The organism is Mesorhizobium sp. M0088 (assembly GCF_040322895.1).
Lineage (GTDB): Bacteria > Pseudomonadota > Alphaproteobacteria > Rhizobiales > Rhizobiaceae > Mesorhizobium.
In genome coordinates this window covers 89,190-112,502 of the sequence record NZ_JAMYUI010000008.1, presented here as the reverse complement: position 1 = coordinate 112,502, position 23,313 = coordinate 89,190, and the positions used below count along the sequence as shown (strand labels likewise).

At 61.0% G+C, this 23,313-nt stretch carries 17 protein-coding genes; 3 read left to right on the top strand and 14 right to left on the bottom strand.

Translation table 11 applies throughout. The features are described from left to right. Position 1 precedes the first annotated feature (1 nt). From NKJ67_RS11735 to NKJ67_RS11720, 4 genes are all read right to left on the bottom strand, one after another. Positions 2-1,900 (bottom strand): ABC transporter substrate-binding protein, encoded by a 1,899-nt coding sequence (locus NKJ67_RS11735; RefSeq protein WP_352581402.1) that lies wholly within the window; start codon positions 1,898-1,900, stop codon positions 2-4. Beyond that, positions 1,897-3,792 (bottom strand): ABC transporter ATP-binding protein, encoded by a 1,896-nt coding sequence (locus NKJ67_RS11730; RefSeq protein ID WP_352581489.1) that lies wholly within the window; start codon positions 3,790-3,792, stop codon positions 1,897-1,899. Before NKJ67_RS11730 ends, NKJ67_RS11735 begins: the two co-directional genes overlap by 4 nt. Positions 3,793-3,949: 157 nt before the next feature. Then, on the bottom strand, positions 3,950-5,284 hold the full coding sequence (locus NKJ67_RS11725; protein WP_127320275.1) for an adenylate/guanylate cyclase domain-containing protein: 1,335 nt from the start codon (positions 5,282-5,284) through the stop codon (positions 3,950-3,952). Positions 5,285-5,836: 552 nt separating this feature from the next. Beyond that, positions 5,837-7,000 carry a DUF3095 domain-containing protein gene (locus NKJ67_RS11720; RefSeq protein ID WP_245463554.1) on the bottom strand — a complete coding sequence of 388 codons (1,164 nt, stop codon included), beginning with the start codon at positions 6,998-7,000 and terminating at the stop codon, positions 5,837-5,839. Positions 7,001-7,092: 92 nt separating this feature from the next. Between NKJ67_RS11720 and NKJ67_RS11715 the strand changes: the two genes are divergently transcribed. Together NKJ67_RS11715 and NKJ67_RS11710 are read left to right on the top strand one after the other, a co-directional pair. Further along, positions 7,093-8,181: a glycosyltransferase family 4 protein gene (locus tag NKJ67_RS11715; protein WP_256747133.1), complete on the top strand. Its 1,089-nt coding sequence runs from the start codon at positions 7,093-7,095 to the stop codon at positions 8,179-8,181. Next, complete coding sequence (locus NKJ67_RS11710) at positions 8,178-8,939, top strand: polysaccharide deacetylase family protein (protein ID WP_352581401.1); 762 nt, start codon at positions 8,178-8,180, stop codon at positions 8,937-8,939. Before NKJ67_RS11715 ends, NKJ67_RS11710 begins: the two co-directional genes overlap by 4 nt. A 1-nt stretch (position 8,940) precedes the next feature. Here the strand turns inward: NKJ67_RS11710 and NKJ67_RS11705 are convergent, their stop codons facing one another. Genes NKJ67_RS11705 through NKJ67_RS11695 form a run of 3 tightly spaced genes read right to left on the bottom strand, consistent with a single transcriptional unit; the run spans position 8,941 to position 13,014 of the window. Next, complete coding sequence (locus tag NKJ67_RS11705; RefSeq protein ID WP_127320283.1) at positions 8,941-9,795, bottom strand: MBL fold metallo-hydrolase; 855 nt, start codon at positions 9,793-9,795, stop codon at positions 8,941-8,943. Between the two features lie 23 nt (positions 9,796-9,818). Continuing rightward, positions 9,819-10,265 carry a cyclic nucleotide-binding domain-containing protein gene (locus NKJ67_RS11700; RefSeq protein WP_127292062.1) on the bottom strand — a complete coding sequence of 149 codons (447 nt, stop codon included), beginning with the start codon at positions 10,263-10,265 and terminating at the stop codon, positions 9,819-9,821. Between the two features lie 34 nt (positions 10,266-10,299). Next, on the bottom strand, positions 10,300-13,014 hold the full coding sequence (locus tag NKJ67_RS11695; RefSeq protein WP_127326884.1) for an ABC transporter transmembrane domain-containing protein: 2,715 nt from the start codon (positions 13,012-13,014) through the stop codon (positions 10,300-10,302). A 230-nt stretch (positions 13,015-13,244) separates the two neighbouring features. On the opposite strand from NKJ67_RS11695, the gene NKJ67_RS11690 reads away from it, so the two are divergent. Continuing rightward, positions 13,245-13,919 (top strand): class I SAM-dependent methyltransferase, encoded by a 675-nt coding sequence (locus NKJ67_RS11690; protein WP_352581400.1) that lies wholly within the window; start codon positions 13,245-13,247, stop codon positions 13,917-13,919. 37 nt (positions 13,920-13,956) lie between these two features. Here NKJ67_RS11690 and NKJ67_RS11685 read toward each other — a convergent pair whose 3' ends face one another. The 7 genes from NKJ67_RS11685 to NKJ67_RS11655 all read right to left on the bottom strand — a co-directional run bounded on the left by NKJ67_RS11685 (position 13,957) and on the right by NKJ67_RS11655 (position 23,312). Continuing rightward, positions 13,957-15,108: a glycosyltransferase family protein gene (locus NKJ67_RS11685; protein WP_352581399.1), complete on the bottom strand. Its 1,152-nt coding sequence runs from the start codon at positions 15,106-15,108 to the stop codon at positions 13,957-13,959. Next, positions 15,105-16,349, bottom strand: coding sequence for a glycosyltransferase (locus NKJ67_RS11680; RefSeq protein ID WP_352581398.1), 1,245 nt, complete (start codon positions 16,347-16,349; stop codon positions 15,105-15,107). The genes NKJ67_RS11685 and NKJ67_RS11680 overlap by 4 nt, the downstream gene beginning before the upstream one ends. Before the next feature lies 1 nt (position 16,350). After that, positions 16,351-17,565, bottom strand: coding sequence for a glycosyltransferase family protein (locus tag NKJ67_RS11675; RefSeq protein ID WP_352581397.1), 1,215 nt, complete (start codon positions 17,563-17,565; stop codon positions 16,351-16,353). 1,060 nt (positions 17,566-18,625) lie between these two features. Continuing rightward, on the bottom strand, positions 18,626-19,726 hold the full coding sequence (locus NKJ67_RS11670) for a histone deacetylase-like amidohydrolase (protein ID WP_256747137.1): 1,101 nt from the start codon (positions 19,724-19,726) through the stop codon (positions 18,626-18,628). A 10-nt stretch (positions 19,727-19,736) separates the two neighbouring features. Beyond that, complete coding sequence (locus NKJ67_RS11665; protein ID WP_236383179.1) at positions 19,737-21,320, bottom strand: GMC family oxidoreductase; 1,584 nt, start codon at positions 21,318-21,320, stop codon at positions 19,737-19,739. A 10-nt stretch (positions 21,321-21,330) separates the two neighbouring features. Beyond that, positions 21,331-22,398, bottom strand: coding sequence for a branched-chain amino acid ABC transporter permease (locus NKJ67_RS11660; RefSeq protein ID WP_352581396.1), 1,068 nt, complete (start codon positions 22,396-22,398; stop codon positions 21,331-21,333). 26 nt (positions 22,399-22,424) lie between these two features. Continuing rightward, positions 22,425-23,312, bottom strand: a complete 888-nt coding sequence (locus NKJ67_RS11655; RefSeq protein ID WP_023809005.1) for a branched-chain amino acid ABC transporter permease — start codon at positions 23,310-23,312, stop codon at positions 22,425-22,427. Position 23,313 lies beyond the last annotated feature (1 nt).

Here is a 23,313-nt window from a genome sequence, read left to right as displayed (position 1 = left end):
CTCAGGACTCTCCAAGCCAGAATGTATCCGGCATGTAGACACCGAAATAGGCGGTCGGATCGTAGCCGAAGAGCGCCTTGTCAGGCAGATTGCGCAGTCGTGAGGACACCAGAATCGGCTGATGCGTTCCGTTCACGGTCCCGATCGAAAACACCTGATCGGTGTAGATCGACAGCATCGAATTCCAGATTTCGGCGCGCTCTGTCGCTTCGGTCGATGCGTTCCAGCGCTTGAGCAAAGCCATCAACTCGATCACTTCAGGAAGATCGGGCGCCTCGCCCATCTTGCCGTGAGACAAGTAGTGAGCACCCCAGAGCGGCCATTGCAGTTGATCGTCGATGGTGGGGGCCAGCTGGCTCGGGTTCATGTCGGCGGTCGGCACGCCATTGTCGATGCCCGACCACATCGACATCATGATCTGGCCGCCAAGCGCGCGGCTGCGGAAGATGTCGCGCTGCGAAGTCCGGATGAACAGGGCGATGCCGATCTTTCGCCAGTGATCGGTGATGAGTTCGAGCGCGTCGGTTTCCAGTGTGCTTTCGCCGGCGGTTTCCACGATTATCTGGGCAGAGCGTCCATCGGGAAGTATCCGCAGGCCGTCATCGTCACGTGCCAGAAGCCCGACCTCGTCGAGCAGTGCATTGGCCTGCTCGGGATCATGGGCAACCCAAGCTTTAGCGAATTCCGGCCGGTAGAGCGGGCTCTCGGACAATACGGTATCGGCGCTTTCCTGCGCCAATCCGTAGAACACGGCCATATTGATCTCGCGCCTGTCCACGGCGAGCGAAAGTGCGCGGCGCACGCGCACGTCACGCAGAAGGCCACGCCACACCTGGTCGGCGCAATTCAGATTCGGCAGCAGCGCCAGCCGAGAACCCTGTGTACGTTTCCACAGGTGCATCTTCACCGGATAGCGCTTCTCCGCGTCTTTCAGGAAGGAGTAGTCGCTGAAGTCAATTCCCATGCATTGCAGGTCGCTCTCGCCCGCACCGGTCTTGGCGGAGATGATCGCCGATGAGCTGACATTCATGATGATCCGGTCAACATAGGGCAGTTGCCGGCCGTTCTCGTCTATTCGATGAAAGAACGGGTTGCGCTCGAAGATGAATTGCTCGGCCGGCGGCTTGGTCCGGTTCTGCCAGGGGTCGAGCGTCGGCAGTTCCGGGTTCTCCGGGCGATACTGCCGCGACATGCGGATATGCAGGAGCGTCCATTTCTGGGTCCGGTTCTCCTTCATCAGGCCGGCGAGCCGGAATGAATCCTGATATTTCTTGTGGAACTGCTTGAGATAGGCGGCCGGCAGGACAAGCGATAGCGGCGAAGCGGCAGCGAGCTTGGGCAGGAAGTCTGGATTGGGCGCATCCCAGCTGTAGCGGACCGTCAACGGATCGACGATCTCGAAGCGTGGCGGCTTGCCGTCCGCCAGCAGGGCGGGGGCGAGCCCGCCTTGCGAAAGCTCGTCGTTCAGCCAGACATCTTCCCAACAATAGCGAAAATCCTCCGTCGTCAGCAGGCTGCCGTCAGACCATTTGTGCCCTTCCCGTATCTTGAAGGTGAAGACGCGATCATCCGCTACGTCGAAACGTTCGAGAATGTCGGGTTGCATGTTGAGCTTTTCGTCATAGCCGACCAGGCGAGAATACCCGTAGATCGTCATCATCCGGATATCTTTCTGGCTGCCGATGATTGTCCGCAGCGTGCCGCCATACTGGCCGGGCAGCCGGCCCATTGCAGCGAGATTCAGCGCGCGCGGACTCTTGGGCAGGCGCTCAGCGAGTGCCGGCAGCGCCTTGACCGTCAGTTGTTGCCGAAGAAATTCCGGCTCCAGATCGCCGGCGCGCGACGTCCCTGGCAGAAAGGCCGAAGCCATGAGACCAAGGACGGTGCGCCGGCTGATCAATGGCGTAACTCACTGATATCGGCCGAATGTCTCGCCAGCACGAGGTGGCCACCGCCAAGATCGAGTGGTGACAGCCTATCTTCGTCGCCCTCGTCGCGGAATTGCGGTCCCCATGCGCTGGTGTCGGAAGCTCCGCTGAGCTTCAGCGTCTTGAAATCCATCGGCCTGTCGAGATCGGGGAAAGGTACCGCGGCGACCAGGGAGCGCGTGTAGGGGTGGATTGGTTTCCTGAGCAGAATTTCGCGCGGCGCAAGCTCGACGATACGCCCGCCGCACATCACCGCGATGCGGTCTGCCATGTAGTCCACCACCGCCAGATTGTGGGATATGAACAGGTAGGTCAGGCCCAGTTCTTTTTGCAGGTCCTTCAGAAGATTCAGGATCTGCGCCTGGACAGAGACATCGAGCGCCGAAACCGGCTCGTCGCAGATCAGGAGTTCGGGCCCTAGCGCCAACGCACGCGCGATGCCGATGCGCTGACGTTGCCCGCCGGAGAAACTGTGCGGATAGCGCTTTATGAAGCGCGGATCGAGCCCGATTGCCTGCATCAGGCTCTTGACCGTGGCGAGTCGGGACGCCGCATTGCCACGTCGATGGATCTCCAGCGGCTCGCTCAAGATGTTCTCCACCGTCATGCGAGGTGAAAGCGACGAAACCGGGTCCTGGAAGACCATCTGGATTTTCGCGCGCAATATGCGCAGGGCATCTCCCTCTGCGCCCAGGACGTCGGTCGGTCCATCGCGGCCGTTGAAGATCACAGAGCCGCCGCTGGGGGTGATGGCCCGCATGAGGATCTTGCTGACGGTTGTTTTGCCACAGCCGCTTTCGCCGACCAGACCCAGACACTCACCCCGCCTGATGTCGAAGCTCACGCCGTCCACGGCGCGAACACAGGTTTGATGACCCCCGCTGAACCATCCGGACTTGCGGGTGGTGAAGGTCTTTGTCAGATCCCTCACCGAAAGCAGAATGTCCTCCGGCCCCTTCGATGCCGGCGCAGTCTGCTTGCCGAGCAGGTTCCCAACATTCACCGGCACCTCGCGGAGCGCCTTTAGCCTTTCACCAGGCTTCAGGTCGAAATGCGGAACGGCTGCCATCAGGCCCTTCAGGTAAGGGTGGCCCGGCCGGCGGAATATCGCCTCGACAGGCCCCATTTCCATGATCTCGCCATGGTACATGACCACCACCTCGTCGGCGACATTGGCGACCACGCCAAGGTCGTGCGTGATCAGCAGCATCGCCATGTTCAGCTTGGTCTGAAGCCCGCGCAGCAAATGCAGGATTTGCGCCTGAATGGTGACGTCCAACGCCGTCGTCGGCTCGTCGGCGATCAACAAAGCAGGCCGGCAGATGAGCGCCATGGCGATCATGGCGCGTTGCCGCAATCCTCCCGAAAGTTCAAAGGGATACATGTCATAGGCGCGTTTGGGATTGGGGAAGCCGACAAGGCCGAGCATTTCCTCGGTCCGCGCCTTGCGCTCCGCCCGAGCCATAGGCGTATGAATCTGCAAGGATTCGCTGACCTGGTTGCCGATCGTGTGCAGCGGCGACAGCGATGTCATTGGCTCCTGAAAGATTTTGCCGATGCGGCTGCCTCTCAACGCTCGGATTTCGGTTCCGTCACGCTGCATCTGCAGGATATCCTGCGTCGTTCCGGGCTTTTCAGGATCGGAAAACAGGATACGGCCGCGAACATGGGCCGTATTCGGCAAAATGCCCATCACTGCCTGGCTGAGAACCGATTTTCCGGAACCGGACTCTCCCACAAGCGCGGTAACCTTGCCGGGCAGGACGCGGAGATTTGCGCGCCTGACGGCATGCAACGGTCCCCCGATTATGGCAAAAGAGATGCCAAGATCCTCGATCCGCAGCAGATCAATGCCCGAATTCATCCTCACACCAGCCCCACTCTGGCAGTCTGCCGGGCGGCAGACCCAAAAAACGAGACTAGCGTATTGCCAGCCCAGAGCAACTTGGATTCGAATCGAATTCCGCGACGGAACCGGCGACCGGGCTGCACACCAAGGCTTTCGGACCGGATCGTGTCGGTTACTGAAGCTTTCTTCGGTCGCTTGCCGACAACCGCGCGGCATCGCGATGAAGCAGCATGACCTGCTCGGCGTCCGATATCCGGTCGTGAATCGGCGCAGCGTCTTCATCGAGAGCGAGAGCACCCGACAAATCGGGTGAAAGCACCGTCAGCTTCTGCTTGCTACCCGCCAGTTCCTCCGTGCCGAGCGTCAGCCAACTGTTGTCGCCGCAATAGCTGGCGAAGTCCTTGCTGGCGAGAACGCTGTGCGGATATTTCTTGGTCAGGGTCTGGAGACGCTGGACCTCGTTTACAGCCGAGCCGAAGACAGAGAATGTCAGCCGGTCGGTAAGTCCGACGTTGCCGAACATCACATTGCCGACATGCAGGCCGATACCAAACTTAATGTCGCCCAATCCCTGCTCCTTTCTACGCAGATTGAGCTCCATCATGCGCGCGCTGGCCTTGTGCGCTGCCGCAAGAGCAGCCTGGCAGGCGATCTCGGACTGCGAGCGATGCCTTTCGCAGGGGTAGACGGCGATGAAGCCATCACCCAGAAAACTCATGATCTGCCCGCCTTTGCGATTGAAAGGCGCAGCGATGGCATCGAAAAACTGGTTCAGCGTATCGATGTAGATTTCGCGACCGGAGGTTTCGGCAAGCCTTGTCGACCCGCGCATATCGCCCATGACCAGTGCGGCCCGGATTGTGTCACCTTCGCCGCGCTTGATCTGGCCATCCAGCACACGCCTGCCGGCGTCGCCGCCAAGATAGGTGGTCATCATGTTGTCGGCGAGCTTGGTGAGCACCGCCATCTTAGTGGCGATAGCGAGATAGTTCTGGATCCGCAATAGCGCCGAAATCATGCCGTCGCTGAAGCCTGAAGCACTGTCGGTCGACCAAGACCCCATCATGCCCTGACTGGTATCGCCGTTGAAGGGATGCACGAAAGCCATGTAGTCGGTGACGCCCATACGCCCGAGGTCATCGAAAACAGGAAACTCCGACCGCACCGACGGGTCGAGCCGGCGCCGCAGGTGGTCGAGCTTGTTGCTGAGCAGATGGTAGTATGGGCTGGTCAGGAATCTGTCGGAATGAACGCCGTTCTCACTGCGGAAGCCTTCCACTTCCAGGCCCTGGCCGCGAAGCCAGGTAAAGCCGAGCGCGTCATAAAGCGGATGAAGCATCGAAAAGCTCAAATGCACCCGCTTCAGCGGCAGGCCGGCAGCAGCCAGCCGTTCACAAAAGCCCTTTACCAATGTTTCCAGGTCGTTGCCCGCCAGCGCCGATTGGCTCAGCCAGTCGGCAACTTTATCCATGAGAATGGTGGAAATTTCTGCTTGCGCTGTGCTCATGCCATCTCAAACCCGTCGAAGACGAGCCATCTCCTTTGATCCGCCACACAATCGAAGTCAGTGAAGCCGGCTTCGGCGACGAAAGCCGGCGAAGAATTTCCTAAATAACTCCTTGCAGGAAGGAAGCAGGCGTAAAACAGCATCTATCACCTGGAACCCTATGTGGCGAGGCTTCCGGCGGAGTGCAATCTCGATCCTGACATCGGGCAAAGAATTCGCCGTCTCAGACACCGTCGGGCCTCGTCACTGCCTCAAGTAGGATTGGCCGTTGTTCAGGGTCTCGACCTTCCGGGTTTCGATGTCGAAGCTGGAAAACCGGGGACCCGGCACGTGCGATCGCAACCGACAGCGGCAACCCGACATAGCCAGCCCGATCACGCCGACATGCGCGGCGCGCCTCGAAATCCGGTTAAGAAGACGGTCATATCGTGAGGCGTCCAAAAAATCTGCTTCCCCGTCAATTCGGACAGGTTACCCGCTCCCATGGCGAGGCTCACCGGTGCCAAGAACCATGAGTGAGGGCATATTGGGGAAATCGAATTCCGCAAGCAGTCAGCAGACCTGCGCCTTCGCCTTCAGGCTTGCGGCAGCCATCGCGTAGCCGCCGGCGGCGCCATCGATGAAGTGAACGTGATCGCGCTGCAGCGGCGAGATGACGAGGCAGGTCATCAAGGCAGACTTCTGGCGGTGCAGGCCATAATTGCAGATGCCCGCTTCTTCCGCCTGCTTCAGCCGGTCTTGGATCCGATGCAGCACATCCGCGTCAACGTCGATGGTCATCTTCAAGCCGTCGTCGAACTTTCGGAAATCCGAATTGCTGGCCACCTCGCGTTTGTAGACCTTCGGATCGAAACGGCCAATCGTCCACCCAAATCGATCGGTTGCAGCCGTAAGCGTCATCAGGAACACGATCCACAGCTTCGACCGCCACCGCCATCCTGCCGGGGCCATCGCCCGCGCCTCGACATCCAGGCCGGCGGGCAGCAGACTGTAGCCCGGGCCGTCCACCGGCACCGGGTGGCCATCGCGCTCTTGCCTGCCGGCGAGGGCGATGATGTCGGAAGCCAGAAACTGAAACCCGCGCAAGTCGCGCGACGCCCCCGGTGTGGCTATGATCGAGACGATTTCGCCATGCCGGGCCTCGATCGGGTTCCAACGGCAGGAGAGGCCGGTCAGATCCGGCCGCGCGCCGGCCGGCGCAGGATCGATGCGGTAGCGCCCCGCTTTCATCTCAGCTTCCGCCCAACTGCCGCCACCGCCGGCGAACATGGCATAGAAGGCCGCTTCGGAAGCCCGGAACCTCGCCACGCGAACGTCGAGGCCATGCGCCCTTATGTCCCCTATCGGCACGATCGCGGCGCGCAAGGTAAGGCCCAGTTCGTCCGCCACCCACCTTTGGACGGCCGCCAGTGCGTTGCGGGCGATCTCCAGCGCCGAGCCGGGAAACGCCACGAGCGCGCCGTCGCCGCCGAAGACAAAGGGGAGGTCTTGCCGACCCAGCGCATTGAGCAGCGCCGAAATGACGCTTGCGCCGGCCATATTGACGGTTTTATAGCGCCCCGCCTCGATCGCCTTGGTCGAGCCGACAATGTCGGCAGTGGCCAGCGCCCAGCCATCGGGGAGGGGCCGATAGTTATCGATGTCGGCAACGCTTTCGAACTTTGCGAAGACCGGCAAAGAAGCGACAAACGGGTCGGACGCGACAGCTGTTTCCATGGCCATTAGATAGCATATTCCACGGCTTGAAGGTGAAGTCGATTACGCTTGGAAATTGACTTGCGCAGGCTTTCCGGTGATAGGGTCGCGCGATGCGAATTGCCTTCTACGCGCCGCTGAAGTCACCCAATCATCCCGTTGTTTCCGGCGACCGCCAGATGGCACGGATGCTTGTCAAAGCGCTGGAGTACGGAGGGCATAGCGTCGAACTGGCATCTGAGTTGCGCTTCTATCTACGCCAGCCGGAGTCGAAAAGTTTCGAGGCACTAAAGATCGAGGCCGCAGAGGAAGCCGTGCGGCTGACCAAGCTTTGGGATCGTGACGGCAAGCCCGATCTCTGGTTCACCTACCATCCTTATTACAAGGCGCCCGACTTGATCGGGCCGGAGCTGGCGTCGGCCTTTGCTGTCCCCTATGTGACAGCGGAAGCCTCCTATTCCAGGCGACGCGATGCCGGCTTGTGGGCCGATAGCCAAGCATTGGTGGCGCGAGCCATCGAACAGGCGGCGATGAACATCTGCTTCACCCAAAGGGATCGTCAGGGACTGGCGGATGCTATTCCCAAGGCCGCTTTCGGTATGCTTTCGCCCTTCATCGACACATCGGCATTCCGGGAAATCCCGGCACGGGGTTGTCCGACGCGCCTCATTGCCGTCGCCATGATGCGCCCGGGCGACAAACTGGGCAGCTATCGCATGCTGGCGCAAGCGCTCGGCTTGATAGGTCATCTGCCCTGGACCATGTCGGTCGTCGGAGACGGCCCAGCCCGCGACGAGGTCGAAGCGCAATTCGCCGGCCTGCCCGCCGATCGCATCGAATGGATTGGCTCGATCGAGCCAGCCGCCGTGCCAGATGTCCTTTACACCGGGGGAATCTATGTCTGGCCGGGTTATGGCGAGGCCTACGGCGTTGCCTATCTTGAAGCACAGGCCGCCGGCCTTCCGGTGGTGGCCCAGGACATCGCCGGCGTGCCGGAGGTCGTGCGGGATGGCCAGACCGGGTTTCTAACCCCGCCGGGAGATGTCGCGGCGTTCGCTTCCGCCATTGAAAGGCTTCTGGCCCGTGACGACGAAAGAACCATCATGGCCGCGGAAGCCAGGCGTTTCGTTCTCGAAGAACGTTCCCTCGGTGGCGCAGCTGCGCGTCTGGCCGGACTTATTGCGAAAGTCCCGGTTTCATGACGTCCGATCCGATCTGGCAGCCCTTGGTGGAAGAGCTGGCGCGCCTGCAACGGGCGGGCCGCAAGGCGGAGTTCTGGCTGCGCGACGACGACGCCGTGGATCCGACGCCTGCGCTTAATCGGCTGCTCGACCTCACCGGTGAATTCGCGGTTCCGGTCACTCTGGCCGTCATTCCGGCCCTGACCGACGCGAAGCTTGTCGCCCGGCTTGACGAGGCCCCGCATGCCACGGTCGCGATCCATGGCTGGGCGCACCGAAATCATGCGCCCGAGGACCAGAAAAAGCAGGAACTCGGCGCGCATCGGCCACGCGAGGCGGTGCTCGATGATCTGGCTCGCGGACTGTCGCGAGTAACCGGCCTGCACGGCGCACGTGCCGTTCCGATGCTGGTGCCGCCCTGGAACAGGATCGACGCCGGCGTGGTATCCGACCTTGGATCGATAGGTTTTGCGGCCTTGTCAGTCTATGGGCCGCCGAAGCCGGCTTCATTGGCGGTCATCAACAGCAATGTCGACATCATGGATTGGCATGGCACGCGCGGCTGCCTCGATCATGGTCTATTGGTCCAGGCTATCATCGCACACTTGCAGCATGCATCCGACGGCGAGCCGATCGGCCTGCTCACCCACCATCTTGTACATGATGAATCGGCCTGGCTTTTCCTCGAACGATTGTTGACAGTCACCGTTCAGGCTGAACCCTGTGCATGGCTTCCGATCAGGACATTGATCGGGCGCCGCGCGGGTAAAGGAAAATAGCTCAGCGCTTTCTGTGCGATGAGACCGGGAATTTGAGCATCTGGCCATCCCGCGCGGCAAAAGCGCCGGCAAACCTGTCCTTGGCCAGCTTCTCCATCTCGTCCAGTTGCTCGTCGGTGCGTGTCGGATCGTGGTGAAACAGCGCAAGCGCCCGTGCACCAGCAGCCTCACAGAGCTTGACGCCCTGTTGCCATGTCGAGTGCCCGTTACCGCGGCGGCGTTCCATTTCCTTCTCGGTGTAGGTGCAATCGTAAATGACGAGGTCGGCATCTTCGATCAGGTCTAGCACCGACTGATCGAGTTTGTCCGGCTCGTGCTCGGTGTCGGTGATCACCGCCACGACGCGGCCGCCCCATTCGATCCGGTAGCCTATGCAGCCTCCCGGATGGGTGAGACTGCCGGTCCGAACCACCACCCCTTCGCGCGGCCGAAGCACGTCTCCGGATACAAAATCGCGGCAGTCGAGATTTGCCTTGCAGACGTTCATTTTCACCGGAAACCACGGCGGCCGTATGAACTCATCGATAATCTGCCGGGTCGTCATGCGTCCTGCAAGATGCCCGGACCAAAGCGTAAGCTTGACGCTCGGGTCGAAGATAGGCGCAAAAGCCGGCAGCCCGATGATGTGATCGTAATGGCAATGGGTGAAAAGCAGGTCGAAATCGGTCACATCCGACGCCTGAAGCGCCCTACCGGCAGGCCGCAGGCCAGAACCTGCGTCGAACAGAAGCGTATGCTTGCCGCATCGCATCTCAATGCAGATTGTGTTGCCTCCATAGCGAGCGAATTCTGGCCCGGATACAGCAATGCTGCCGCGCACGCCCCAAAATCTGACCAGGAAAAAATCGTCGTCCATGCTACCTTTCGCTCATCATAGCTCTAGGCGCTTCGTGCGTCGATCAGATCCGCGGTCGTATGGCTTAGCCGATCGGCAAGAACCCGCAATATCTCGATGGTCATTTCCGGGAACTCCTTCATAAGCCTCAGGAAATGATCCTTGCGGATTCTCAAGGCCTCCAGATCACTTGCCGCGCTGACGGTGGCAGTGCGGGAGCTGTTGCACAATATGGCGATCTCGCCGACGATCGAATTTGGCAGCAGTTCGGCAACCTTTATCGGCCCGCTGTCGGAATCAACCAGAATATCCGCCCTGCCTGAAAGGATGACATAGGCAGCGTCTGCCTCGTCGCCCTGCCGGAAAAGAATCTGGCCGGCGCTGTAATTCACGCGATCGGATGTGAACGCGAGCAGCTTGAGCTTTGCCGGCTCAATGCCGGAGAACAAGGGAACGCGTTGCAGCATTCCAACTTCATCCTTGAGCAGCATTGTCGCAAACCTTCCTAAATTCGCGTCTGCCAGACTATGACAGAAGTTCCTTGAAGATACCGTTCTCTGCCAAAAGTGTCTCGTGTGTACCGTCTTCCACCAATTGCCCCGAGTCAAAGACGATAACGCGATCGAACATCATCGCCATTGCCGGACTCGTCACGACCCACACAATTGCCGGCGAATGGCCGTCGCGTCTGGCTTCCTCGAGCACGTTTCGCAGCACCTTGTCCTGAACGCGCTGGTCGAGCGCCGACAGCGGCCGGTTGAGAATGAGAAAATCGGGACGCTTGAGCAGAGCCCGGGCAACATCGAGCTTCTGTCGCTGTCCGCTGGTCAGCCGCCTTCCACCGGCGCCGACGTTGAAGTCCAGGCCGACATCCAGAAGCTCGGCATAAAGCCCCAGCTCGTCAAGAATGTCATAGACGATGGAGCGTATGCGGTCCGGCGCGTCGGGATGGTTGTTTCCCACACGGCCGAATAGGACATTGTCCATGACGGTGGCCGCGGCAATGTATTTGGCAGGATCATACCGTTCGATCGCGTTGTGCAGCTCGGGCGGCAGGTTTTCATAGAACCGGTTGCGTGCGGCGACGATCTTGCTCATCAACTCGTCGGTCAGCAGGCCGAAGCGGTGCCGGGGCTCGATATAGGCAAAGCTCAAGGTGATGATCATGGCGCGGTCGGCCTCCGAAACCGCCTCGTAGGGGCGGTTCTTGAGCCGCTGCAGCAAGGTCTCGTAGGCGGGGATCTCCTCGGCGCTCATGAAGGCGAGCTGCTGGAAGAACTGGTGATCTGGCGGCAGGTCGGCAAACAGCTCAATCGCCTGTTCGGCGATCTCCATGCCCATCTCGTAGAGCGTGCTGTCGAGGCCGGCCTGCTTCAGCACGGAAGCAAAGTAGGGATTGGCCGCCAGAGCCTTGTCGGCCAGTTCGGGGCCGGCGGCGGCGCCGAAAAGCAGGTTCTGGCCGATCGTCGCTTCCGTGTTGTAAGCGCCCGGCTCGAAAGGAACCACCAGTTCGCGCAGCCCTTCCTGTTCGAGCCGGGTTCGCAGCGCTGCACGCAGTTCGACGATCCGCCCGGCGAGCTTCGTGTGACGCGTGAGGTCGGCCGAAGAGCGCAAGCCAAGATCCAGAATGTCGCGCGACAGAAGAACCGCGTCGAGCACCCGGCGCACCGCTTCAAAGAGGTCGTGCGGGCCGGTAGCACCGGCGGAAGCATAGTCGATCCAGTCGCTGTGGACGTCGAAATCCGGATTGCCCGACCGGCGCGCCTCGTCCATGTTCCAGCGCTGCTGGTCTGCCGCGGTGCCGTCATAAGTCACCGATGTCAGCGGTGCATGCTTCAACCCGTAGAGCAAGTTATCGCGCAGGCTTGCTTGGAACAGGAAAACATCCGACGAGGCGTAGGACATGCGCCGGCCGGTCACGGCTTCGGGGAGTTCAAGCAGGTCATCGGCGCCCGAAGCGACCTTTCCACTCTCTGGCCAGTTCAGACGCGCGAAGGCTTCTGCTAGCGCCTCTGCTCCGCCTGTCGGGGTGCTGACCAGCGCCACCGTCTCAGCCGGCTTGACCTGCATGGAGACACGGTTGAGGAGCATTGCACCGCCATCGTCTGCCATGGACAGACCGACCGCCGACAGCGGGTTTGTCATCGGACCGGGATCGTCGATCGCCAGTGCCGCGATTCCCGGCGCAATGATATCCTCGACGGTGAACTGTTCAACGACCTGCTGATATTTGACCTGGACATCCTGCCGATCCTGATCCCAGTCGATCAGTTCCTTCATCGGTCCGGGCAGGTCCTTGTAGGCTCCGATCACCGCCACGAGCTGACCGACGTCCAGCCGGCCCCCTATGACCAGATACCCGCCGATCATGTAGAACAGAAAGGGCGTGAGCTGTGCGAGAAAATTGTTGAGGAACTTTACCATGAATTTCCATTGGTAAAGATCGAAGCGGATCTTGAAGATGAGCCCTAGCCTAGCAGCTATGTCGGCGCGCTCGTAGTTCGACGTGTCGTGGACGTGAACCGCGCCGATACCGTCGACGATTTCGCCAACCCGGCCGGAAAGCGCGCGCGCCGTCAACTGCCGTTGGCGCCCAAGCACGAGCAGCCGCCGCCGCATCCGCGGGATGAGTACTATCTGGATGATCACGATCACCATCGCTATCATTCCGAGCCAGACGTTCTGGACCATGATGAACAGCATGGCCGTCAGCGCCTGGCCGCCGAGCAGCACCGGCTGCAGGAAGGCATCGCCGATAAAGCCGCCCAGCGGCTCCACCTCATCCTTCACCATGGTCGCCACTTCGGCGGATTTCACCCGCTTGAAGTAAATCGGCGGAAACCGCAGCACACGATCGATCAGATCGAAGCGAATACGCCGCAGCATGCGTTCGCCGAGGCGGCCCTTGTAGGTGTTGATGTAGAGTTTGAACAGGCCGTTGATGACGACCAGCAAGAGGAACACAAGGCTCAGGGCAAGCAGCGTCTCCTTGCGGTCCAGCTGAAAACCGGAGAAGAACTGGACCTCGCCAATGAACGGCAGGTTATAGTGCAATTTCATGAAGGGCAGGGTCGCGCCGGGTTGCTCGAACCCCTTCCCCTGGATCGGGCCGTTGACGATCAGCTTCGGCAGGTCGAAGGACATGAAATATGGGATCATCGAAAGCAGGACGATCATCAATATCCAGATCTGCTGCTTCCGGGTGTGCGTCCAGATATAGCGGGCTAGGCTGGGTTCCATATGCGGCTGTCAGTTTGGAGGAAGCAGGCGGTGAAAGCACCTGCTGGCAAACGATGTATCGGCAATGTCTTCGCGGATGGACGCCGCTGGTCCGGACAGACGCAACCGGCCCCCTTCGTGACCGTGCAACGGCGAAACGGCTGGTGGCATAGTCTCATCCGCAAGTCGAACAGCCTTGGGTGAGGCAATATTGCGTTGTGTAGCCCGAAATCCCAACATAGAAGACGAATATGATGGATGTCACGCAAGCACGCAATGCCGGCATTGACGGGCACGAACAAGCCTTGGACCTCGCCCGGGGAATTGCCGCCTATGTCGACCACCCTCTTGTCGCCGGGCTGGCGCGGGTCATCGCCAAGCATCCGACGGCCGATATCGCCAACGCCTTCAACCACAAGCAGGTCGCCTGCAAAATGTGGGCGCTCGACAAGCTGTTCGAAAACGACGGCGGCCGGTTCGGGCGCATATGGGTTCTGGGCGGATGGTACGGCGTATTGCCGGCAATGCTTTTCAACGACGCCCGTTTCGACATTGCGGCGATCGACAGCATCGACATCGATCCCGAAGTCGGGCCGGTCGCCCGGATCCTCAACCGGGAAGCCGGCGACCGCTTCCGGGCGCTGACGGAAGATATGTACGCACTCGACTATGCGGCCGGTCGGCCCGACCTGGTGGTCAATACGAGCTGCGAACACATAGCCGACCTGGGTGCCTGGCTTGCCCTGCTTCCGCGGGGCACGAAGGTGCTACTGCAATCGAACGATTACTTCAGCGAGCCGACGCACATCAACTGCGTGGCTTCGCTTGCAGCCTTCGAAGCAATGGCGGCGCTACGGGAGATCAGGTTCTCCGGCGAACTGCCGACAAAAAAATATACCCGCTTCATGCTGATTGGAACAGTTTGAAGCGCGTTGCGCGAATCCAACCGAGATATGACCTGCGCTAGGATTTCGAGGACCAGGCTCGATGCCGCTCGCGCAGGATTTGCGCCGAGTGACGGGCGCCTTCCAGATCGAGACGATGCGCGGCTGGCGTCGGTCCCGCAAGCGCCTGTTCGATCGCTTGCGCCAGACACTCAGGCGTCAGGTCGTTTTCCCTCAGAACCGTCGCCAAACCCAGTTCTTCGAGCATCAGGGCTCGAACCGTCTGTTCCGTTTCCCCGCCGGCTGCAAAGGGAACGAGCAGCGAGCGACAGCGCGCGCGCAGGACATCGCAGACAGTGTTGTAACCCGCCTGCGAGACCGACAGGCGGGCGCCGGTCAGCAAGCTGGGGAAATCCTCGCGAAACCGAAAGATGGACAGGCCCGGCGTGGCATCGCGTGTAATCGCGTCAAACTCGTCCTTCGGCAGGTTTGGGCCGGTGATCAGACACCATTTCCAGGCGTTGTCGGCATTCCGCGCTGATGCGATGGTGGACCGGACAAGGCTCTTTCCGGCGGCCCCGCCGCCAACCGACACCACAACGTCGAAACGCTCGGAGGCCGCGGGCGCTGGTGGCGCGGCAACGAGCCCCGTGTACGCAACCTCGGCCCTGATCGCTCCCGCCAGTGGAAATGTCTTGTCTAGGGTTGCGAAAGCCGGATCGCCATGGACCATGACAAGGTCAAAATGCCTGTTAACGAGATCGACCGTTTCCTCGTTTCGGCCCGGCTTGACGCGCTCCTGAAGGATATCACGGACGGACGTCACCAGCAGCGGTCTGGGCGACGCCGCGTCGATGGCCTCGATCAGCGGCAAGAGTTCGAAACGCATCTGCCGGCGCCCAAATGGAAACGCCTCGACAATGACGATATCAGGCCTGCAATCCCGGAATGCCTGCAGCAGCATCTCTGAACGCCGTTTCTTGAAATCATCGTCAATGGGCTTGCCCTGCAGGTCGACAAGGCCGGAAAATCCTTCATCACCGGAGGTAACAGATGGCAGGGTTACAGATATTGCCCCCAATCCCGGAAACCCCGCGACCGGCGCTCCGCCAGTGACGATGGTTACGTCAAACCCGTCATCGACCAGAGCCGCCGCGACGCGGCTGGAGCGCGCGAGATGGCCGATGCCGAGCAGGTGCTGGACATAGAAGAAAGCGCGCAGCCGCTTCATTCGGCGGCCCGCCACTCCCGTTCGAACAGCTCCTTGAGCTGTCCAATGCTTGCCATGTGATCGAAATTGCCGCGCACGCGCGCCTCTGCGGTGTCGCCGAGGCGGGCACGCAGCACGGGATCACGGATCAGCCGCTCCAGCGCCTGTGCCAGGGCAATTGGGTTTTCCGTCGGAACCAGTAGCCCGGTTTCATCCGGCGATAAAAGCTCCGGCACGCCGGAAATATCGGTCGACACGCAGGCAAGCCGCTGGCTGGCCGCCTCCACCAGAACATTCGGCAGACCATCGCGGTCACCATTTGCGGTGATCCTGCAGGCCAGGGCGAAGATATCGGCGCGGCGGTAGTGCTCAAGCACCTCTTCCTGCGCGAGCGCGCCTTTCCAAGAGATGCGACCATCCAGTCCGAGTTTTTGCGCCAACGCCTTGAGCCGCTCCAATTCCTCGCCGCCGCCAATATGCTCGAAACGCCACGCTAAATCACCGGGCAAGAGGGCAAGGGCCTCCAGCAAGGTGTCGTAACCTTTCTTTGCAACGGCGCGCCCGACACTCAGAACGATAACCGGTTCGTCCGGCGCCGAGCCGTCATGCTGTTTTCGTGCCTCGCCGAAAATGCCGAAGCGATCAAGGTCGAGCCCATGATAGCTCAAATGCACTGACGAGTTGCCGTCGGCGAGTTTTTTCAGACGGTCGAAGCCCGTCTTCGTGCAAGTTACCGTCCAGCGCGCCGAGGAAAGCTTGCTGGCCAGATCCCAATCCGCCGAAGTCCAGATGTCCTTGGCATGGGCCGAGCAGCTCCAGGGCAGACCAAGAAGCTGGCTGGCATAGCGCGTCACCGATGCCGGCGTGTGCGCGAAATGCGCATGCAGCCATACCGCGTCTTCGGGCCATTCGGCCGCTAGCACGAGCGCTTGCCCGAAACGGCGCGCGCGATTGCGCGTAAAGTCGCGCGGCATATCGACGGCCAGCGATCCCAGTGCACGCCAGAAGCCCGGCCGCTGCAAACAAGCAGAAAGCGAGCGAACCACGCGCAGCGGCTCTTCATGCAGATATTCCGGCAGATAATGGACGGGCGCTTTGATCTCGTCATGCACGGGGTGGCGTTTTGCGTCGGTCGGCCGCCTGAGCGCAACGAGTATCAGATCGAACCCCGCACGCTCCAGTCCGAGCAGTTCCTGCGCGATGAAGGTTTCCGACAGCCGCGGATAACCCTTCAGAACCACGACGATCTTGCGATGTTGCAACTCAGTTCATGCCTTCAATAACCGAAAGGTGAGGGCCAGCCTGCCGGTCGAGCAGTTCCGCGACGATTTCGGAAATATGAGGGAGCCCTTCCAGGGTCAGATGTGGATTACTCTGGGATGGACGAGGCCGATTCGGCAGCGCCACCAGTGCATCGGCAAACCGCTGGGAGTCCTTGGCTTCCTCCGGCAAAAGCATTTCGATGAGGCCCAGTTCGGCCGCGCGCCGCGCGCGGATCAGTTGTTCCTGGCGGGGTTCGATGCGCGGCACGATGAGCGCCGGCTTGTCGAAAGAAAGTATCTCGCAATAGGTATTGTAACCGCCCATCGCCACTACCGCCTTGGCGCCGGCAATCAGGTCTTCCATGCGGTTGTCGAACTCGATAATCTTGATGTAGGGGATCGTGGCACCCTTCTTCAGCAACTTGTTGCGCTTGCGAGCCGGCATGTAAGGCCCAAGCACGATCAGCGCCTTGTGCTGCAATTTCGGATCGTGCTGATAAGCATCGATGACGTCGTGAATCAATTCGGCGCCGTCGCCGCCGCCACCGGTGGTAACCAGGATATAGTCGCCCTCTGGCCGGTGGCCGGGCAACTGGTTCCGCTGCAGGCTCCGTTGCAGGAAACCGACGAATCTCATTTTTGCCCTGACAGCCGGCGGCACATCCAAGCCGGTCAATGGATCGTAGAAATCCGGCGGGCCATAGGCCCAGACCTTGTCGTAGAACAGGCCTATCTTGCGCATCACATCCCTGCGCGCCCACTCTGCTTCGAGCAGATGCGGTGCATCCATCACCTCGCGCAGGCCAAGCACCAGCGTGGTGCCCCGCGTCTTGAGGTAGGACAGCGTGTCCTCAATCTCACCGCGCAGGCCGAGCGGTTCCTTGTCGACGATGAAGATATCCGGCCGGAAGGTCTCGGCTGTGTGGCGGATGATCGACTGACGCATCCTTAGCGTCTCATGCAGATCGATGTCCTTTTCCAACGAGGTGTATTCGCCGTTGCGCAACTTGATGACGCTGGGGATCTTCACGAAGTCGACACGGGCGCGGTAGTCGAAGGCGCCGGCGATAGTCGCACCCGAAATGATAAGCACCTGAAGCCCACGGAAATCCTCGACTAGCGAATGCGCAATAGTCCGGCAGCGCTGCAAGTGGCCGAGCCCGAACGTGTCGTGGCTGTACATGAGAATTCGAGCGTTTTCTGCGTGCTGGGTCATTCTTGAACGTCTCTTAAAATTCTCGCCTTGAGACCGTGAGCGACCCGCCGGCTTCGAAACCATCCTAGGTGTGAAATATCAGGCCGCAATTTCAATTTATATCGCTTCTATGGAATGCCGTTCGGATATGCCTTCTGATCGCCAGTCCGGAACTAGATGGGTTGGCGAATATCGCCGCGAGGAGTGAGCAGAGACTTCCTGTTGTATTGTGGGATGGATCGAGGAGGAAAGCGATGTCAAAAAAATCGGCAGAAGTCATCCCTCTTGGTTCCAATCCGGACTGCTAAAGGCGATTCCCCTATCTTGCCCATATAGCCAATTGCTTGATCGGTATACGAAAGGACAAGGTCGCTGGGCGTCGCACGGCGCATTGTTGTAGAGCTCATTCGTGCGCCATTGCACTCGCCTTGGACCAAAGGTGCCGCCCATTATTCTCTTGAAGGGCGGTCTGATTGTGATTCACCGACCAGAAATTGAGCCATCTGTCGCCAAGCTAGCCGGAATTTTAGCAATAATCGAGTGGATGCCAGCGCGGTCGCGCCACACCGCCCGCAGCAGGGTGTGTGCGACACCGGTTGCTTGTCGATCATTATGACCCATGCCAATGCCCTATTGGAGCGGTGACGGTACTTTTTTTAAACGGCTTGGGCAGGCGGTCGAACGTCTTGAGGTACAAAAATCGCCCAATTGGTCCCCGATAGTTGGTGAACCCTCGAAAAATTCTTTGCGGCGATTTCCCTTTAGGACCAAGGTGTAATTTTTTGACGGCTCTGGTGTCGGTCTCTTATGGGGCAATAGAAACATTCTAGTGTAATTTCAATTAGTTATAGGCTGTTTGAACAATCGAGTGGGAGTCGGGGTTAGCGTAGTCTGGAGTGCTCCGGCGTAGTTTCTCGCAAAAAACGACGCGCTTTAAGTCTTTGTTTTCGTGCATGTCGTTGTCCCAAACCGGAACTTTTGGGCGACATGCATTAGCCTACCGTCAGCGCATGCCCGCATTTGCGAGATTGGCCGCCGGTGTGTCTTGAGATCGCCTCATCGGCTGACCGCAATCAGAATTCTAGGCGATGCCGCCCAAAAGTTCCTCCGCCCTGGAAACAGCGGCCGCCTGATGTGGCTGCAAGGGTTGGCCGGCATAGCTTTCGAAGACCGGCAGGAACGGGTCGTCGATATGCGTCCTGATGCCGGACAACTGCTCCATCACCGCCAGGCCGCAATAGGGAACGTAGGAGGCGGAATAGCCGCCTTCGTGCGACATCATCAGGCGCCCGCCGCAGAGGTCGTCCGCTGCCTGCATCAGCATCCGCGTCATGTCGCGGTAGCTGCCGCTATGCAGCATCATGCGCCCCAGCGGATCGGCCGCCGAGGCGTCGAAGCCCGACGGCACGACGATAAGATCAGGCTTGTAGCGATTGAGCGCCGGCAGCACGACGCGTTCGAAGACGGACATGTAAACGCCGTGGCCGCAGCCGGCCGGCAGCGGTACATTGATGTTGTAGCCTTCGCCCTTGCCCTCGCCGCGTTCGTTGTGAAGACCGCTGTCATGTGGATAAAGCCCGTCCTGATGGATCGAGATGGTCAGCACCGACGGGTCCGAATAGAAGGCGGACTGGGTGCCGTTGCCGTGATGAACATCCCAGTCGACGCTGGCGACCCGCTCGAAGCCATGTTTGGCCCGGTTCTTCAGGATAGCGACCGGAACGTTGCCGAACAGGCAAAAGCCCATGCCTTGCCCGCGCTCGGCATGATGGCCGGGCGGTCGTACCAGCGCATAGCCATTGTCGACATCGCCGCTCAACACCGCATCCATCACCGCTGCCGTGCCGCCGGCGGCCAGACAGGCGATCTCGTAGCTGCCATGGCCGAAGGGGGTGAGATAGCTCGCATCGCCGCCGCGCCCATCACTAAGCAGCTTGATGCGGCTGATGTAGTCGCGGTCGTGAAACAGGGCGAGGTCATCCTCGCTCACCGCGATGGAGGCGATTTTGGACAGTTTCTCGGTCAGGCCCGAAACCTCCATCAGATTGCGGAATCGGCGTTTCGTGTCGGCATTCTCCGCATGCTCGCCCGGCTCGATGGTCAGGCTCGGCTGAAAGAACTGCGCGGCATTGCCGGTCTCGTGCCAGAGATAGAGTTCGTGGAAATTCCAGCCTGTCGTCATGTTTTGTCTCCTAGCCCGCCAGGATCATTGACGCGGCGCGTTCGGCGATCATGATCGTCGGCGCATTCGTGTTGCCCGACACCATTTTCGGAAAGACCGAGGCGTCGGCGATGTAAAGCCCGTCCAGCCCATGAACCTTCATCGACGTCGGATCGACGACGGCCATCGCATCTGAACCCATGCGGCAGGTGCTGGTCGGGTGATAGAGCGTCGTGCAGTGGCCGCGTATATAGTCGGCGATCTCGGCGTCGCTCTCGCATTCGGCGCTCGGCGTGATTTCGCCGGCGAGCATTTCGGCAAGCGGCGACTGCGCCGCGATGCGCCGGCTGATGCGGATGCCTTCGACCAGCGTGGCGATGTCCGAGCCATCCTCGTCGCTGATGAAGTAACGTGGGTCGATCGCCGGATATTCGATCGGATTGGCCGAGCGCAGGCGAATCTCGCCGCGGCTGTCTGGCCGCTGCAGCGTGGTGTGCAGCGTGATGCCGGGTCTGGACGAAAGGAACCGAACATAGTCTCGATGCGGGCTGATGGCGCCGTAAAGCTGCAGGTCCGGCTCGATATCGGGCCGGCTCTTGACGAAGCCGCCCGCCGCCACCCAGGGTGAGGAACGCGGGCCGCTGCGCGATGTCTGCCATTCGGCGAAGTCGCGCTGCAGCGTCTCGTCGGTCCAGGCGCCGACGCCGATCTTGTCCTTGGTATAGAAGGTGATCGGAATGTTGATGTGGTCCTGCAGATCCTTGCCCACGCCCGGCAGGTCGTGCACGGGAGCAACGCCGACCTGGGCGAGTTCGTCGGCCGGCCCGATGCCCGAAAGCAGCATCAGCTGGCAACTGCCAATCGAGCCCGAGGACAGCACCACCTCGCTGTCGGCGAAAGCGGTCTCAGGTTCGCCATTGACGAGATAGCGGATGCCCTTGACCCGGCCCTTCTCGACGATCAGGCCCGTCGCCAGCACACCGGTTTTCACGGTCAGGTTGGGTCGTTCCCGCGCCGGGCGCAGATAGGCCTTGCCGGTGCCCCAGCGTTCGCCATTCTTAATGGTGAACTGGAACAGGCCGACGCCTTCCTGCTCGACGCCGTTGAAATCGCGGTTCTGCTTGTAGCCTGCGGCCTTGCAGGCCTCGATCCAGGCAAGCTCGTTGGGATCGACATGTCCGACATTGCCGATATGCAGCGGCCCGTCGGCGCCGTGCAGCGGGTCGTTGCCGAGTTCGGCATTGCTTTCACTGGCCTTGAACACCGGCAGCACGTCAGCCCACGCCCAGCCGGGGCAGCCCATCGCCGCCCAGCCATCATAGTCGGACGGCAGGCCGCGAATATAGATCATGGCGTTCAGCGCGCCGGAGCCGCCGATCATCTTGCCGCGCGGCCAGAACACCCGCCTGCCGCGGCAGCCGGCCTGCGGCTCGGTGTAGTAGCCCCAGTCGACTTCCGTGTTGAACATGGTCGGCCAGTCCGACGGCACGTCCGAGGCGAGCGGCGCCTCGCGCCCGGCCTCCAGCAGCAGCACCTTGCGGGCAGGATCGGCGCTGAGCCGGTTTGCCAGCACGCAGCCGGCCGAGCCGGCGCCCACTATGATCGTATCGAACATCGTCAGTCTCTCACTTTCCGGCCGGGGTCGGGCTTTGCACAATGCTGCTTGCTGCTGGCTTGCTGTCGGGGCTGGCGCGACGGCGCCCGAGCCAGTCGATGACATCGCCAAAACGGCCGACCAGCCCCTTGGGCATCAGCACCACCGACAGGGCGATGATCAGGCCGAGCCCGAGCGTGCGGAACTCGCCGCTCTCTCGCATCAATTCGTCAGCCAGCACCAGCACCACCGTCCCGACCAGCGGTCCCCAGAACGTGCCGACGCCGCCGACCACGACGATGGCGATGATGAACATAAGTTGCGACATCGACAGCACACCGGGGCCGATCGCCTGGAAATGCGCGGCATAGAAACCGCCGGCCAGCCCGGTGAAGAAGGCGGAGATGCCGAACACCAGAAGCTGCGCCTGGAAGCGGTTGACGCCGCGGGCCACCGCATAGCCCGGATTGTCCTTCAGCGCCCGGAAGGCAAGGCCGATCGGGCTTTTGACGATCGCGTAGGTGAAGACCATGGTGAGCGCGAACAGCACCGCGATGATGGCGTAATTGCCGACCAGCCACTGCGCCCGGAGCAAGGCCCTGGTGCCGAGGTCGCCGAAGCGGGCAAAGCCGACGGCGCCGCCGGTGAACTGGCGGCAGACGGAGCCGACCATGACGAAACATTCGGTATCGGTGACGATCAGCAGATACATCGTCTGGGCGATCGCCAGCGTCAGCAGCGCCACATAGACGCCGGTCAGGCGAAGGCAGGCGAGGCCGACGACCAGCGAGAACAGCACGGCGCCCAGCGCGCCAGGCACAAGTGCTGCCCAGACGTTCCAGCCGAAATAGAAGCAGAGCATCGCCGTCGCATAGCCGCCGAAGGCAAAGATCGCCATTTGCGCCAGCGAGAAGATGCCCGAGAAGCCGAACAGGAGGTTCCACTGCGAGGCGATCGTCGCATAGAACAGCGCCAGCACGATCTGGCCAAGGATGTAGCGGCTGTCGACCAGGAACGGCAGCACGATCGCAGCCGCGATCAGCATCAGGCTGATGGCAAGATCAGTCCTGGCCGAGCGGGACATGGAGGAACGGGACATGGGACGTGTCTCTGTCATGATACCCCTCACATGCGCCGGATTTCGGCGTGGCCGAAAAGGCCGGACGGCCGCCAGATCAGCACGGCAATGACGACGAACAGCAGCGATGGAAAGCCCCACCTGGCGCCCAAGGCGTACTGGACGAAGGATTCGAGCAACGCCAGCCCAAGTGCTGCTGCGATGGCGCCCGGCAGATTGCCGAGACCGGCGACCACGCACATGATGAAGGCCTTCAGCATCGGATCGTTGCCGAGTGGCGGCGACAATTGCGTCATCGACGAGACCATGACGCCGCAGATGCCGGCGAGCGCGCCCGACAGCATCAGCACCTGCAGGTAGACGCGGTTGACGGCGACGCCCATGAGTTGCGCCGCGTCGCGGTTCTGCGCCGTCGCCCGGATCGCACGGCCCATCCGCGTGCGGCCGAGCGCCGCCGAGACGACCACCATCATCACGACCACCACAGCGATGATCAGAAGGTTCTGCCAGGGCAGCGTCAGCGGCCCCAGGCGTAAGGCACCGGCGATCGAGACCGGCTGCTTCAGCGGCTGCCCGCCATAGGTCAGGAGGATGGCATTCTCGAGGGCGATGCCGATGCCGACCGTGGCGATCATGACGTTGGCTTCGAATGTCGATTTGTCGTTCTGCAGGAGATTGCGAACGATCGCGAAATAGAGGATGGCGCCGGCCAAAGCACCCGCGACGATAGCACCGGCGAAACCGATCGCGACCGGCAGGCCGAGCGAGGTGATCACCGTGAAGGCGACGTAGCCGCCAAGCGTCAGCATCGCCGCATGGGCCATGTTGAGCATGCCCATCGAACCCCAGACCAGCGACAGCCCGACCGTCGCCAGCGCATAGAGCGCGCCCGAGGTGAAGCCGGCGACGAGAATGGCCATGAGAACGTCGGTCATG